We start from the raw sequence: 15722 nt of genomic DNA, 5'->3' as shown, positions 1-15722 counted from the left end.
GATAGGGAGATATCATTAGGAAAGGATGCTGGCAGGGGTTTGTAATCTTTCATTTTGTGATTATAAAGTATTGGTAAAAAGGTGCCTGACCCCCGGCGCGTTAAAGCGCCGGGGGTCAGGCACCTTTTTCACCATTCTATTCATATGTCGAAAGAAACCTCCTTTTCTTGCTTTAATACTCCAACAGTTTACAAAATATTCAGTCTACTAATTTTATAATAGAAATGAATTACATAATAAGGGGGAAAAATAGTTGAAAAAAGGACTTGTTACGATTGTATCCACTGCTTTATTCATGACCAGCCTCATTACCGGCCCACTCTATGACGCAGCAGCCGCAAAAACGCCCGCATCACATTCTGTCACGGTTGAATCTACCAAACTCCTAAAGCATCAGGGACATGAAGTGAAAATCGCTCGTGACAGCTATGGTGTGCCTCATGTTTACGGAGATGATGAAAGCAGCTTGTTCTTTGGCACAGGATTCGCAATGGCTGAGGACAGGCTCTGGCAGGCAGAATTGTCCCGCATTGTCGCAAGCGGGCGAATGACTGAATTCTTCGGTGGAACTGACCAAAACATAGCACAAGATATGGTGATTCGCCGGGATGGCTACACAGACGAGGAGATTATGAACCAGTTCCTCTCTCTCCCCGAGTATGTACAGAATGGCATGCACGCTTATATTGAAGGGATCAACCACTATATCGAAACGGTACCATTTTCAGCCCTGCCGTTAGAATTCCAGGGAAAGAAACCGGCAAAATGGACAATCATTGATTCGTTAAAAGTTCAGCAGCTGATGGTGCGCCGTTTTGGTGAAAGCGGTGGCGGAGAATTAAACACAGTGAATCTATTGAATGGCCTGGTAGAGAAACTGGGACCAGAAGAAGGATTAAAAGCTTTCGAAACAGTCTACTGGAAAAATGATCCTGAAGCACCTGTTTCACTGACAGAAGAAAGCAACCAGAGCACCAAACATTCTCCTAAAAAGGACTTCAAGAGCCAGAAGTTCCCTGAAGCTGAGAAAGTTGCCCGGCAGTTAGAAAAAGAACAACAGATGAAACTCGACATTGAAAAAGCTTATGGTTTTCCACATAAGGGGGGAAGCAATGCCTGGATTATCGGGCCTTCCCGCAGCGAGTCAGGCGGAACCCTTCTCCTCGGCGGGCCGCAGATGGGTTATTCGGTACCGCAAATCGCCCATGAAATCGGCCTTCATGGTGCTGGATATAACACGGTTGGAATGGCGTTTGCCGGCGCTGCAGGGATACCTCTAATCGGGAGAGGAAACGATTATTCCTGGACGACAACAACCGGCGGTGGAGATCAGATCGATACGTTCGTTTTAAAAATCAATCCGACTAACTCTGAGCAGTACTTATACAATGGAAAGTGGGTCGATTTTGAAGTCCGGAATGAAACAATTAAAGCAGTAGGTAAAGAACCGCTGAATTACAAAGTTTATCGAAGTGTTTACGGTCCTGTTATTTATAAGGACAACCAGGTTGCCTACACACAAAAACGGGCTCACTGGGAACAGGAACTGAACGCCATGACCGGATTTTGGACCTTTAACCGTGCCCATAACATTAAACAGTTTGAAGAGGGCGTCCACCAAATCCCGACTTCCCATAACTTCTTATACAACGATAAGCAGGGTAACATCGGGTACTGGATGGCCGGACGAAAGGCCACCCGTGCTGAAGGTAAAGACGGCCGCCTGCCGATGAATGGAGACGGCTCTGAAGAATGGCAGGGAATCGAATCGCCTGATACCCTTCCCCATGCAGTCAATCCAAAACAGGGAGTTGTCGCTAACTGGAACAACAAACCGAGCCCTGATTGGGATAACACGGAATGGATTTTCGGAAAAACGCACCGTGCGCAGTTCATTCTGGACCAGCTGGCAGTTGATCACTCCATTTCCTTCGCTGATATGAAAGAAATCAATAAGAAAGCAGGAACTGTTGACCTGGAAGCCTATTTCTTTAAGGGTGTACTGTTGGAAAAGGTAAATCGTGACTCCCTCTCAGAAGAAGCACAGGAAGCTGTATCACTGGTGGGGGAATGGGACGGTTATTTCACCGACCAAGACAAGAATGATTTTTATGATGCACAAGGTACAGCGATTTTCGATAAGTGGTTTGAAGAGGTAAAGGGAACTGTGCTAAGCGGTTTAAAAGGCACTGGGGTCGACACGAACGATTTGTTGTATAACATTTTATTGGCGGACCAGGAAACACTGCAAGCCAACTACTCATTTCTCGGACCGATCGACTTGAATCAAATTGTGACATCGTCTCTTGAAGAAGTGGCAGACTTAAATGGAGATTATTTCGCTCCGATCCGTAAAATTAATTTCAGCAAACTGGGTGCAGGCGGAGTTGAACCAATTCCTTACATGAACCGAGGCACATACAACCAGATTATCGAATTCACGAGAAAAGATGCCAAAAGCGTCAATATCCTTCCTCCAGGCCAGAGTGGAGACAGGCGGTCACCGCATTTTGATGATCAGCGGGAGATGTATGCGGATTGGGAGTATAAACCGATGAATTTAGACATTTTGAAACCAAACAAGAGGTGATTCATAAGTTCCCGGGAAGAGTTTCCCGGGAATTTTTCTTATGTCTCTAACAAACGTTCTTCAAAAAACCTTCGCCTATGCACGGAGAATAACAGCATCTCGACTCAACTAACTCCCCTTCGGAATATCGGGTCACTTATTTTGAATAATTGTATTATGTGCGAGATCGCTTTGTGTTGAGGGCGTTTCAATAGGCCCCAGGCACTGATTCCACTATTTTTTCTAAATTGCAAAAATATAGATTGTATCCTTTTATTCCCATAGGCTATATTTAACTTAAAAGACTTCCAAAATCTAAAGGCAACACAAAGAACGACTGAACTGTGAGAGGACCGTAATGAAATCGGTCTTTTTTTAAAATGGAGGAAAAGCCATGCTGTTTTTAGAAAAACACCCACAATACCTCTTCCGTATCGACGTACGGCCAGAGTTTATCAATGACCTGGCAAATGCAGATGAAGCCGCAACCGAGCTGCTCATCCGCGGTAAAACAAAGAATCTGGAAAGGCTGCGTTCGTTCTCAATCCTGGAAAAACTCTGGATCTACACAGTCAATCAGCGTGAGTTCGACACCATCATGAGCTTAGTCAATCCAAAAATGCTCTATATCTATGAAATGAGAGTGGACGACCTGTCGCTTTTGGAGAATCAAACAAACGTAGAAGTAATGGCACTGGAGTGGAATACAAAAGCCGCTCATTTATGGGATCTATCTCAAAACGTATCCCTAAAGGCGCTGTCGATAACAGACTTTTCAAAGCTGAACGATATCAGCCCTATACAAAACAGCAAATCTCTCGAACTCTTAGACCTGGCCGGCGGCATTTGGAATACATTAAAACTGGACACACTTGAGCCATTGCAGAAGTTAAGTCAGCTAAAATTTCTTGGCTTATCAAACATAAAAGTCCAAACCGAGTCACTGGAACCGATATCACACCTGAAAGAGCTGCAAGAATTGAGCATCTCCAATCAATTTCCTACCGAGGAATATGCGAGATTATCCATCGCTCTACCAATTACGCATTGCGACAAATTTCAACCATACGTAAAAATGGACGATCCAATTAACGAGAAGGACGTCATGGTGGTTGGGAAACGAAAGCCGTTTTTAAATTCTCAAACGGATGGCAAAAGACTACAAAAATACGAAGCTCAGTTCACAGCGTTTCAGGCCAAGTATCAATTATAGGTGGTGTTAAGCATGAAAGATATGCTATCAATCATCCCCACAAGAAAACCCGGTGCCAAAGAAGAGGACATAAAGGCTGCCGAGGAAAAACTTGGTGCAGCGTTCCCAGAACAGTACAGGGAACTATGTAAGCTGGTGAATAATGCTGAAATCGGCGAATGGATTCTTTACCCTATCAAAGACAAACGAAATCTGAAAAAGACATGGGATGATGTCGTGAGGCAAAACACGTTAGCCAGGGAAGAAGGAATATCCGAGCACCTCATCGTCATTGCTGATGATGGTTCCGGCGATCGGTTATGTTTCAAGGCCACGAACGGTCAAATGGGTAACATCCTTTATATTTGGGACCATGAAACGGAAGAGATCGAAGAATATGCACCTGATTTAAAACAATTTATTCTATCAGAAGCAGATGAAGGCAGGTGACTCCGTGTTCGATTTTTTGCGCGAAGAAATGAATGAGATATACAGGGATGATCAGAAGAAGTTACGGACCAACACCGTCCTCTACGGCCATTTAGGGGAAGGAAGATGGCATAGTACGTTACAGCCCCCGTTAACAGAGGAAGAAGTCCAGCGTTTTGAAAAAGTACTGGATCAATCCTTTCATTCATCCTACCGGGAATTTTTGAAAGCCTATAATGGCTGCTGGCTGTTTGATTTGTTGAGAATCGCTGGAAAAGATGCGGAAACGTATAAAGGCCTAAACAGCGAGGAACAGGTTCATTTAGCATTTAACCTGGAATCTATGCAGGGTCTTTATCGAAAAAAGCGAACACCGTCCGACCATTTCATCTTTGCAGACTCTTTCGTAAAAAACACATACTATGTCATTAAAGCAGATGAACAAGTGCTGGAAATTGATTTCAGAACAAAAAAAGTCATTCAGACATTCCAGGATTTCAGAACATTCCTCAAAGAATTCATCCGAGAGGGGAAAAAAGATATAGAAGAGGGAACTTACTATGAATTTGAATAGACGCACAGCAGAGGCTGGAAAAGATGACAGTGAGTGAAATTGATTTTACCTATTTTATCGGGCAGAAGGTCATTAAAATCAACTCGGTTGATGGCATGCTAAACGGTCTTTTATTTGAATCTGCAGTGCTGACAATTGAGTGCCCCTGGAGACTGCGAACATCGAAGGAAATCATCATTGGATATTCGGACTGTATTCATGCGCCAGACAGATACTCCTCTAAAAATGTTGAAAAGGTTTTAACAGGAACGGAAATTGCGGCGATCTATCATTTTGAAAATACCTCCGACTTGATCATCGAATTTAAAGAGAAACTTTATCTAGATCTGTTCCACGACAGCAGTTATTTTGAAGGCTGGCAATTGCAGGCGGATAACGGGTTTCATATCGTTTCATTACCTGGCGGATCCGGTTCAATATTTCGATCAGAATCGAGTGGTGATAGATGAAATATCAGCAAAAACAGTTCAATACAAGACTGCGTGACAACATTCAAAGCACAGAAAAGAAGCTGGAAAGTCGGCTTGAAAACGTAAAGAATGCGTACACATCTGATTTTGTTAAGATAAATCTCGTTTTGGACGCAGATTTTGATAAGGAAGGAATCGACCCGTTTACACCTGGGTATCGCTCCGCCATTTCAATCGGCATATCAGATGAAACAGAGGAATTGATCGACTTGCATGTGATAAAAATCTGGGAGTGCGACCGATACTTCCTTGGCATGCCCACATCAAGGAATCTTCCCGGCAGCAAAGTTGCCGGTGAGTTAATAGAAGAAACACCCGAAGAAGTAAAGAAAGAAATTCACGAATACATCAAAGAAATCCTGAATTCAACGGACGAGTAAGGAGACCAAAACGATGAGACTATTTCCAAAAAAGTTTCCGAATGATGAAGATGGACAAGTTTTGAAGATGCTGTATAAAAAGGGTGTGGATTTCAATATTCCGCAGAACGTCGATTTTGTCATTGCGGTCCCAGATCAAGTAAGTGGTGAAAAAGTATTATCAGCAATACGCACACACGGATTTAACGGTGAATTGCAGTTGGATGAGGAAACGGGAGATTGGACCTGTTATTGCTATATCAACATGCTATTAAACTATGAAGATATCATCGCGATTCAACAGCAGCTTAATGAAATATGCCAGCCTTACAATGGCTATATTGACGGCTGGGGAATGATGGTTGAGTAGAAACAAACCATAGCTGCGTTTAGCTAAGGCCCGCCTTCAGACTACACTATTCATATGACTTATTAAGGAGTACGCCATGATCAGCAGCTTTTATGTAATTAAACCAAGAATGACCAGAGGAGATCTTTTTTATAAAGTATACGTAACGGATACATCCCTACTCTTCATAAAACTGGGCGGCCAATTTCATAATCGGGATGCGTTTGAAAACCAAGTACCCGGCATTGCCCAACTACTCTTTCTTTTCGGATTCAATAAAGTGGAGAAAAGGCAGTCTCAAATGGAAAAGAGTTACGATGAGAGCATCCAACAAAACCAGGTTTTTGAATTGCTCAGGATAAAGGAAAACTTTTCAATCAACCACCGGGATATTCAGGAAATCCTAGTTAATAAAAAGGGAACCTTGCATACTGGTTTTCATGATAACGGGACAATAATCATTAAGTTGAAAAGTGATAAAGACTTGAAGTTCATTATTCCAAAAACAACTTTACGGAGAGAGATTCATAAGGCTTTACATGAAGTGCAGCCTCCCCTTCCAGTAAAGGAATTATAGTGTGAATCAATGAAAGGAGACCCTCTTGAAAACTGACTATTTTTCTCGATTTCCTTATGCTGAGATACGTTCACAGGATGGAATGACATCTTTTAAAATTTGCACATATGATTTTGCGTATCCTGATGCCGATAATTCCGATGATGCGGACTGGCATAGAAACTATTTGACCTTCACTGCGCCCGGATTCAAGGCTGAAGTGGATGAAGTCATTCTGGAAGGAACAATCATTCAATACTACCTTGGAGAGCTGCGTTCTTTCTCTTCGTTAGAAAAAGACGAAGTCATTTTTGAACCTACAGAGCCGTATTTTGAATTGACAATCCGTTTTCTATCAAAGAAGAAGGATGTTGGCATAGAAGGGTATGTCCAGTCCCCTGTCGGCACGGGACCCAAGCTCGAGTTTGATTTTGAGACGGATTTGACGTTTGTGGATGAGTTTATTGAGGGGCTGGAATTGATTTTGGCAGGTTTTCCTGCGGTGCGAAAGAGATAACACCAGGACATTCTCGCGCTTCCTAAAAGGTGCCTGACCCCCGGCGGTTTAAAGCGCCGGGGGTCAGGCACCAATGCAGACACAGAACTATAAGAGATCTTCTTGTAGTGCAGTGTACTAACCAATACTATTTACAAAAAAGAGCCGTTTTTCCGCCTATAATGAATGGCGAATAAACAACTCTTTATCGCAAAATCACACTAAGCGATACAATCAATAATATTCACCTTTTAAATTCAACTTAATTAAAAAAACTGAACGATTCATTAATCACAAGAGCAGCAGCCCCTAATACTACTCCTTCGGTAAAGTCCGATGAGATGACCGGTGTCTTACGGCCACCATTACCCAGGACTCGTTTATTAATTACAGACTCAACTGTTTTTGCAATATCTACTTCTTTGTTTCCAAGCCTCCCACCGATAATAACCAGTTCAGGATCAAAGAAACTAATTAAGTTCGCTACCCCTATGCCGAGATACAATCCTGCTTCTTCCAGTGCTTCGGAGGCTATGGTAGAACCGCCTGCATATGCAGAAAATACATCTTCAAGGGTGATATTACTTACATCTAAATTCGAAGTTTTATCCTTGAAATATTCATCATTTGAATTTAATTTGAGTTTTCGTTGTACATGCGTGATTACTTTTGTAACAGAGACAAGTGTCTCAAGACAACCGTAGTTCCCGCAGCTGCATTTTTCTCCGTTGATATCAATAGTTGAATGTCCTACAATACCCGCTTCTTTATGGCTACCCCGGTAGATGTCTCCATTCATAATAATACCAGAACCTATACCTGCATCTGCCATGATATATAGAATATTTTGGAACCCCCTCCCCTTACCAAACCATTTTTCAGCTAAAGCTGCGGCATTGGCGTTGATATCAAATATAACCGGATATTTAATTCTTTGCTGTAATATTTTTTTCAATGGTATTTCTTTTTCATCGTAAAAGTTCGGAAGGGATAACAGTCCGTCAGGTGTTTCTGTCAAAGGGCCAGGTATCCCAAATCCAACACCAAGTACATCCTCATCACTTATGCTTGCTTTCATTAGAAGGTCATTTATTGTTCTGTTTATATAAGCTACAAGATCTGAAATTTTCCCTTTATTATTTGTCATTTGCTGATGAAATGAAAGAATTTGTCCCCTTAAATCTGTAACAGCGATTTTAATAGCAGAGCGGCCCAGTTCCACGCCTATCGAGTAATAGCATGTGGGGTTAAATTCCAATAAAACAGGTCGTCTGCCTGCTGAAGAAAACCCAAAGCCGTTTTCTCTTATTAATCCTTCTTCTATTAATTTTTCGGTAATCCGAGTAACTGTAGGCTGTGGAATTCCCAATTTTTTAGAAATATCAATCCGGGAAATCGGCCCTAGTTCCATAATAACCTTTAATGTCTTGTTCATTTGAAAATCTTTAATCGATTCAATTGTTTGCATCGGAAACTCCTTAACTCATTAGTGAAGCAATCAATATTTTAACGTTAATCTTTTACCGCATTATTGAACGGTTCTGGACTAATAAATTCGTTGGCGTCAATGACTTCTTCCATTTTACCGTTCTTCACAAAAAGTTTTTGTAAATTTTCATACCACTTTTTTGCACTGCCGTCGTTAAATTTCTCTTGAATTTCCTTGGAAGAAAGAAATTCGGTAGTTCCTACCTGTACAGTTAATGATTCTTCATCAATACCGGTAAACTCTGCGGTCATTTTGACTGTTTCTTCAATATTTTCATGTCTGAAATCATTTGCTTTTGTCCAGGCTTCTAAAAACTTAGTAACACTATCTTCATTTTCTTTTAAATATTTAGGGCTGACAACCCAACTTTGCGGAAAAACATAATCCGGGAAGAAATCAGTGTTATCAGCAAGCTTAACGATGTTTTCTTCACCTACTTGCTTTACGATTTCATTTGTATATGGAGACCAAATAGCAACAGCATCAACTTTCTCAGCAATAAATGCTGATACTACTCCAGCCACTTCCATGTTGACCATATTTACTTTACCAGGATCCACTCCAGCATTTTCAAGAGCAAGACTCAATACCATATCCCCTGAAGTGCCCTTTGGAACACCAACTGTCTTTCCTTCCAGATCTTTAACTTCTTTTACTCCTGACTTTTTTGTTGCCAAAACCATATCGCCAGTATTCAAACTGTCCACCGCAATAATATCTCCCTGGCCTTGAGCGGACAAAAATGTTGCACCTGGTCCGATATAAGCAATATCAATATCGCCTGCTGCCATAGCCTGAAATTCAGGAGGCCCGCTGTTAAACTTAACCAGATTCACATTGATTCCAGCTTCTTTAAAATATCCTTTTTCTTGAGCTATGACTAAAGGGGCTGCTCCATGAATATCTGGCATATATGCTACATTTACAGTTGGCATTTCACCGTTAGAAGAATCCTTTTCTTCAGAAGAACTTCCACCGCTGGTATTTTCATTCCCCGTTCCGGAAGTTGAAGTATTTCCTGAACACGCACTAATAAATACTGACAAAACCAGCGTCAACAAAATCAGTAAACTTTTTTTCATTATTATCGCCCCCTATTTTTTTACCGCTAAATACTCCTTGTATACTTTTGACCAAATCTCATTTTTAATTTGAACGTAGCGATCAGATAATTTCGTCTCCTGATTCCTTGGATATGGAATATCTACATCTATTATTTCTTTGACCCGTCCTGGCCGTGCACTCATAATAATTACTCTTTGAGACAGCAATACGGCTTCTTCTACATCGTGTGTTATAAAAAAGCATGTTTTTTTCTCAGTTTGCCAAACATGCAGAAGCTCTTCCTGTAACTGAGCCCGCGTCTGGGCATCTAAAGCACCGAATGGTTCATCCATTAACATAACATCTGGATCTGCTGTAAATGCTCTGGCAATGGCGACCCTTTGTTTCATTCCACCCGATAATTCCTTTGGATAGGAATTTGCAAAATCATTCAGACCAACCATATGAAGATGCTCCAATGCCTTACTCCGTCTTTGATCTTTCGGCACTCCGTTAAGCTTGAGGCCAAATTCCACATTTTTTATAACTGTCTTCCATGGAAAAAGAGCATATTGCTGGAAAACCACCCCTCTTTCATTTCCTGGCCGTTCAATTTCTTTACCATCTGCCTGTACCATTCCAGATGACTTTTTCTCAAGACCTGCAATAATGTTCAGGAGTGTACTTTTTCCACAGCCACTAGGGCCCACCACACATACAAATTCATTTTCCTGAATATCCAAATTGACATCCTGCAGGGCAATCACTTCGCCTGTTCTTCCATGGAAAACTTTCGATAGATTTTTGATTTTAATTTTCGGTTTTTCTTTTGAGTTGTTCACTATTTACTCACCTCTTGCCAGCTTGCAAGTTTCTTTTCCAAATATAAGACCCCTTTATCCATCGCAAAACCAATTAATCCAATCATGATAATCCCAAGGATGACCAAATCCATTCTAAAAAATAAACCAGCTTCCATAATCATGTTTCCAAGTCCTCTTGAAGCCCCTGTCAGTTCTGCAGCTACCAGGGTAGTCCAGGCTGCAGCCAAACCGAGCCGAACACCTACCAAAATATAAGGAAATGAGGCAGGCACAACAACCTCAAAAAATATATCTTTATCATTGGCCCCAAGTACTCTTGCAGCTTTTATGAGCGTAGGGTCAACGTTTCGTACACCCTGAAAAATAGACACCACCATGACCAGGAATGTGGCTACAAAAATGACTGCTATCTTTGCACTTTCTCCCACTCCAAGTGCAACAATCACTAGCGGAATAAGCGCAATCGGCGGAATTGTACGGAAGAACTGTACCCATGGTTCAAACAATGACCGAAATAGATCATACCATCCCATTAAGAATGCGAAAGGAATAGCAACAATGAGACCCAGGGTGAATCCCCCAAGAACTCGATAAATACTTGTATATATATGAGTTAACAAATCCCCTCCCCTAATTTCCGTTAAAAATGTCTGAAAAATAACTACAGGGTTTGACAATATAGAACCGACAGCTGGAATGGTTGAAAGCAGAAACCACACCACTATCCCTAGAGCCAGGGAAATTATTATCATAAACTTGTTATCTATTTTTTTCCAAAAAGGAACCTTATTCGGTTTAGGTTGATCTAACACAGTTCCTGAATCTATCGACGTCTTCATTTGATCCCTCCTCGTAACAGCCTTTAGAACGTCTCAACGGTATCTTCCCCTTTCCTGTTCCCATATGCAGAGGCTATATCGCTTTCTCCGGCTAGGTACTTGTTTAGGTAAGCTTTAGCAGCTTCCTCATAACCTCTATCCCTTAGATGCCTGGCCCATCCTTCAAGGGTGGTATACTTCCATGGACCTGTCTTTATTACTTTTTGCATCGGATCGACGAACGCCCTTGGAAAACTCAAATGACTTTGCTCCCATTTAAGCAAGCGGCTATCCATGTGTTCTACTACATCAGGAAACTCACTAGCGACATTCTTTATTTGATGCGGATCATTTTCCAAATCATAAAGTGTTACTTCGTCAAACCTATACAAACCAGGATGATATGTCCTTATGAAATACCATTTTGAATCACGTACAGCACGTTGGCATGTATAGAGTGCATGATCCATGACTAAGTAATCTCTCCCAGCCGTTTCTTTCCCTTTTAAGGCATCTAAAAATGAGACACCATCCCACCCTGTCGGAATATCAAGGCCAACCAGATCAGTTATGGTAGCAATTACATCCACATTATATAGCAGGCCATCATAGACCGAATCTGCACCTGTTGTTCCAGGGGCTTTTATAATCAAAGGTAAATGATGCACTGACTCAGTTGCACTTGCATGTTCTCCATAAATACCTTGCTCTCCCATTGACTCGCCATGGTCTGCACTAATGATGAAACAGACATCGTCTTCGATGCCTAGTTCCTTAAGAGTCTTTAAGAGATTTCCAATTTGTTCATCCATATAATGTATTGCTCCATCGTAGCCATCAACCAGGTGTTTGAAATCCCTTCTATTCTTAATAGATCCAGGCATAGTATCAGGGTACTCGTCCACCGTATGTAAAAACTTGGCCGAACGAGGAAAATGATCTTTCTGGTGTTCTTGTATAATTTCTTCACTCGGAAATTCTTTTGCAGGGGTATCTTCCCACTTTTTCGCGTAACTTTCTGGGCAAGTATATAAAGTGTGTGGATCCCAATATTGTATATGAAGAAAATAGTCTTCATTTTTTCCGTGCTTTTTGAGCCACGGAATCACTGCTTCATTCACTTCATCAGCATTTTCATTACCCTCTTTAAGGGTATGTGTATGAACTTCATTCCATCCTGCAAAGTACCACCAGGCATGATGGCGATCTCCGAATGACGAAAAAGTTACTGTCTTGTACCCTGCTTCTCTCAGGTAACGTGTGAAAAACGGAAACTTCTTACTGTGTCCGTCGCCTTCAGGGTAATAAAAATCATAACCTGGTCCCCAATGTGTCAACGCACCATGATTAACCGCAAATCTCCCAGACATAAAACTCCCTCTGGAAGGTACACAAGGGGATGAAGCCGCAAAGCAATTTTGAAAGCGCATACCTTTTTCGGCAATCGAATCGATATTAGGTGTTGTTTTACGTTCATAGCCATAGCAGCTCATATGGTCAGGTCTTAACGAATCAATATCCAAATAAATAATTCTCACAATTACCAGTCTCCTTTTTCCAGGGTTTGCAAGTTGCTTATAGTGAATTATACAGTTGTCGATTATTAATTTCAATATGAAATTAATAATAATTTAAAATATTTAGAATCCTTATATTATAAAAGCTTTATTAGCTAAATGTTGTTTCACACCCCTCTTAATCCTTATTACTGTAGCCAAGAAGGGAAAAATACTTTATTGATAATTTCAACTTGAATAATAAATCAGGTGTTTTGCTGTTAGGAATTGATTTGTATGACTTCTATTGAGGATGTTATTGTGGCTGAAAAACATCGGGACATGTCAGCAACTAAAATTTAAGACTGCTGCTCGGAAGCGGTGGAGACCGCCATGAACCCAATGCAAAAGTATTTGAAACGTTTTATCCCGAAACACATTTACAAACCATTTTTGTTGCGAATTCAGAAACTGAAAAATTGGTGGATGCTTTAACAGCGGGACCATTGGCTGCAAAAATGGAGCTCCCTGTTCTCCTCGTTTCTCAAAAAAGCCTGCATTCGTCACAGAAAAAAGTATTAATAAGTAAACAAGCAAAGTACATTCATCAATTAGGAGGTGGAATAAACCCATCCATAGTATATGAAGTTGTTCAACTCACTAACTGACATCCAAATGGGCCGGTGATCATTATTTACTGTAATCACCGGTCCTTTTCATTAACCAACCAAACTTATCTATCTCCTAAAACTGTACATCTGCAAATAAATGGTTAATCAATCCTTCATTGGGATGAGTTGTCCCTTACATATAAAAAGACTGCCATTCCACAAGATCAACTTGCAAAACAACAGCCCTTTCAATAATCCCCTAGTTTGTAAAATAAACCGTCCTACTCAATAAAATCCTAAAAACCGGCATGGGGTACCTCCTCAAATCAACTACTAAGAAAAAGGGAGAGTAAATGTTGTCGCCCTTCAGTTGCCGCCCCTGTAAAAGGAGTTTCCCCCGGTTCTTCAGGATATAAAAAATCCTAATCGGCTTGAATTCACACTGAATTCTTTGCCGATAAGGATTTGGATTCTATTATTAATTTAGATAGAAAATTTTTATTAATTACTTTCTATTATTAAGTTTTTGGCAATAAGCTCTCTTTGGGTTCCATCTGTTTTGATTCGATATAAATGGTCTCCTTCACTTACTGAAACTTTATAATAAATCCAGTCTCCTACTATATTTATCTCACGAGACCAAATATCATTATTCACTTTTGCCTTACCTGTTCCATTTGTTCTTATTTTATATATTTTATTATGGTCGTCTCCATTTCTAAAGTATATCCACTCACCAGAAACATTTAATCTATTCGAAGTGACATTGGTGATTTTTGTTCTGTTCGAGCCATTGGTTTTCATTTTAAAGATTGAACTATTTTCAAATTGATCGATATAATAAATCATGTCTCCTACAACATTTATATCAGTAAAATGTCCATTATAAATCTCAGTTAGACTCGAACCGTCAGTTTTCATTTTATAAAGTCTATTATCAACACCAGTGGTATCGACAAAATACATCCAATCATTTACAACATTTAGTTCTGTAAAATACCCCTCTTTAATCTTCGATAGATTTGTTCCATCAGTTTTGACTTTAAAAATCCCCTTATTACCCTCCCGATAATTTATGTAATAAATCCAGTCACCTATTACATTCATATAGGATCCACTAGTTCCACTTAGCTTTGTTTTATTTGTACCATCAGTTTTAATTTTATAAGTCGTCCTGCCATCGCTAATATTACTATAATAAATCCATCCATCAGTTACATTTATATACTCGGCAAGGTCACTGGTTATTTTAGTTTTGTTAGTACCATCTGTTTTAACTTTATATATTGAGTCGTAATTAATAGAGTAAATCCAGTCACCGTCTTGTGCTACCACTCCACCATTAATAATATTGCCTACTGAGTTACCAACATATAATGATGAAATATCATTTTTTACGTTATCCTTAACGGCACTGGTACCTCCAAGAATAGTTAGAGTATTCGCTTTTGCAGAATCAATATAATCTAACACTTTTTGAGAAGCACGGTCCGGATTTACAAGGATAATGGGACGGCTCAGTTTTCCTGCAAGAGGCCCGCCTGACAACGCATCAGGGAAGTTAAAGCCAGTGGATATGACTGCCCCATCAGTTGCGGGGTAAAACTTCTCCGCCACTTTAATGCTTGTCTCTATTCTGCCAGACCCTGCTATCCTTTCAACGGAAATACCCATATCTTTAATCTCTTGAGCGACAGCACCTTTTATTACAGCTGTTCCTCCAACAATGAATACCTTCTTTATTCCCCAATTATCAAGGGCCTTTTTTGTAGCATTATGTAAAGTATCTGATTCTGTAAAAAGGATCGGCCACCCTTTTTCTGATGAAATGCCTCCTACACCTAAAGCATCAGGATAATTATCTCCGTAAACTAATACAGCAGTATCCTGGCTGTTTATCTTTCTAAGCTCTTTTCCAATCTCCATAGCAGTGTTATACCGGCTGCTTCCTGCCACTCGGATAACCTGATATCCCTTTCCTTTTAATTCGTTGAACACATTATCATTGATTACACTTGTTCCCCCTAATAGATAAATATTTTTCGGACCCAACCTCTTAATCTCATCCAGGGTTGATTGTGGGATTCTATCCTCATTAACCAGAAGGATTGGTGCATCAAGTGCATAGGATAACGGTGTCCCTGACAATGCATCCGGGAAGTTAAAACCATTAGCCAATACAACATTCTCAGTGTTTTGCCAGCCTGTTTGACTAATTGAGACGGCAGTTTGAAAGCGAGAGCTTCCTGAAATTCTATTGATTTCAGCAGCATATGCTTTCCCATTTTCTCCTATTGAAGGAAATGTGGGCATGAAAAGAGTTGAGATCAGTAATAAAGCCACTAATGAAAACCGGTTAAATCCTTTTTTGATTTTGTTCAAAAAATCATTCCTTTCTTGATGGTCTTTTTTATCTAATCCTGTTTAAGGAATAGAACTAGCTAAC

16 protein-coding genes are annotated in these 15722 nt (G+C 40.4%); 10 read left to right on the top strand and 6 right to left on the bottom strand.

Features of this window, described 5'->3' with window-relative positions:
• Positions 1-253 precede the first annotated feature (253 nt).
• The 9 genes from A4U59_RS07715 (at position 254) to A4U59_RS07675 (ending at position 7015) form a co-directional block, all read left to right on the top strand.
• Complete coding sequence (locus tag A4U59_RS07715; protein ID WP_066172588.1) at positions 254-2590, top strand: penicillin acylase family protein; 2337 nt, start codon at positions 254-256, stop codon at positions 2588-2590.
• Between the two features lie 373 nt (positions 2591-2963).
• On the top strand, positions 2964-3782 hold the full coding sequence (locus tag A4U59_RS07710; RefSeq protein WP_066172585.1) for a leucine-rich repeat domain-containing protein: 819 nt from the start codon (positions 2964-2966) through the stop codon (positions 3780-3782).
• 12 nt (positions 3783-3794) lie between these two features.
• Positions 3795-4211 (top strand): SMI1/KNR4 family protein, encoded by a 417-nt coding sequence (locus A4U59_RS07705; RefSeq protein ID WP_066172580.1) that lies wholly within the window; start codon positions 3795-3797, stop codon positions 4209-4211.
• A gap of 4 nt (positions 4212-4215) precedes the next feature.
• Positions 4216-4764: an SMI1/KNR4 family protein gene (locus A4U59_RS07700; protein WP_066172578.1), complete on the top strand. Its 549-nt coding sequence runs from the start codon at positions 4216-4218 to the stop codon at positions 4762-4764.
• Between the two features lie 29 nt (positions 4765-4793).
• Positions 4794-5213, top strand: a complete 420-nt coding sequence (locus A4U59_RS07695) for a hypothetical protein (protein ID WP_245680517.1) — start codon at positions 4794-4796, stop codon at positions 5211-5213.
• The gene (locus tag A4U59_RS07690; RefSeq protein WP_066172576.1) at positions 5210-5614 is read left to right on the top strand and encodes a hypothetical protein; all 405 of its coding nucleotides are present in this window, start codon (positions 5210-5212) and stop codon (positions 5612-5614) included. The genes A4U59_RS07695 and A4U59_RS07690 overlap by 4 nt, the downstream gene beginning before the upstream one ends.
• Before the next feature lie 13 nt (positions 5615-5627).
• Positions 5628-5963, top strand: coding sequence for a ribonuclease E inhibitor RraB (locus tag A4U59_RS07685; protein WP_066172573.1), 336 nt, complete (start codon positions 5628-5630; stop codon positions 5961-5963).
• A gap of 76 nt (positions 5964-6039) precedes the next feature.
• On the top strand, positions 6040-6519 hold the full coding sequence (locus A4U59_RS07680; protein WP_066172569.1) for a hypothetical protein: 480 nt from the start codon (positions 6040-6042) through the stop codon (positions 6517-6519).
• Between the two features lie 82 nt (positions 6520-6601).
• Positions 6602-7015: a WapI family immunity protein gene (locus tag A4U59_RS07675; protein ID WP_066172566.1), complete on the top strand. Its 414-nt coding sequence runs from the start codon at positions 6602-6604 to the stop codon at positions 7013-7015.
• Positions 7016-7256: 241 nt separating this feature from the next.
• Here the strand turns inward: A4U59_RS07675 and A4U59_RS07670 are convergent, their stop codons facing one another.
• From A4U59_RS07670 to A4U59_RS07650, 5 genes are read right to left on the bottom strand one after another with little or no spacing between them, the layout of a single operon-like run.
• Positions 7257-8462 carry an ROK family transcriptional regulator gene (locus tag A4U59_RS07670; RefSeq protein WP_066172563.1) on the bottom strand — a complete coding sequence of 402 codons (1206 nt, stop codon included), beginning with the start codon at positions 8460-8462 and terminating at the stop codon, positions 7257-7259.
• A gap of 44 nt (positions 8463-8506) precedes the next feature.
• Entirely contained in the window at positions 8507-9565 is a 1059-nt protein-coding gene (locus A4U59_RS07665; protein ID WP_066172560.1) for an ABC transporter substrate-binding protein, read from the bottom strand.
• Between the two features lie 12 nt (positions 9566-9577).
• Positions 9578-10369: an ABC transporter ATP-binding protein gene (locus A4U59_RS07660; RefSeq protein ID WP_066172557.1), complete on the bottom strand. Its 792-nt coding sequence runs from the start codon at positions 10367-10369 to the stop codon at positions 9578-9580.
• The gene (locus A4U59_RS07655; protein WP_083270740.1) at positions 10369-11190 is read right to left on the bottom strand and encodes an ABC transporter permease; all 822 of its coding nucleotides are present in this window, start codon (positions 11188-11190) and stop codon (positions 10369-10371) included. Before A4U59_RS07655 ends, A4U59_RS07660 begins: the two co-directional genes overlap by 1 nt.
• 23 nt (positions 11191-11213) lie before the next feature.
• Positions 11214-12707: a sulfatase family protein gene (locus tag A4U59_RS07650; RefSeq protein WP_066172554.1), complete on the bottom strand. Its 1494-nt coding sequence runs from the start codon at positions 12705-12707 to the stop codon at positions 11214-11216.
• Between the two features lie 323 nt (positions 12708-13030).
• Between A4U59_RS07650 and A4U59_RS22575 the strand changes: the two genes are divergently transcribed.
• A complete protein-coding gene (locus tag A4U59_RS22575; protein ID WP_083270739.1) occupies positions 13031-13333 on the top strand; it encodes a cell wall-binding repeat-containing protein in 303 nt (100 codons plus the stop codon).
• A gap of 444 nt (positions 13334-13777) precedes the next feature.
• On the opposite strand, the gene A4U59_RS07645 is transcribed toward A4U59_RS22575, so the two are convergent.
• Positions 13778-15658, bottom strand: coding sequence for a DUF5050 domain-containing protein (locus A4U59_RS07645; RefSeq protein ID WP_066172551.1), 1881 nt, complete (start codon positions 15656-15658; stop codon positions 13778-13780).
• Positions 15659-15722: the final 64 nt, after the last annotated feature.

This window comes from Bacillus marinisedimentorum (assembly GCF_001644195.2).
Lineage (GTDB): Bacteria > Bacillota > Bacilli > Bacillales > Bacillaceae_O > Bacillus_BL > Bacillus_BL marinisedimentorum.
Note: the sequence above shows the minus strand (reverse complement) of the source record. Positions and strands in the feature narration are given on the sequence as shown.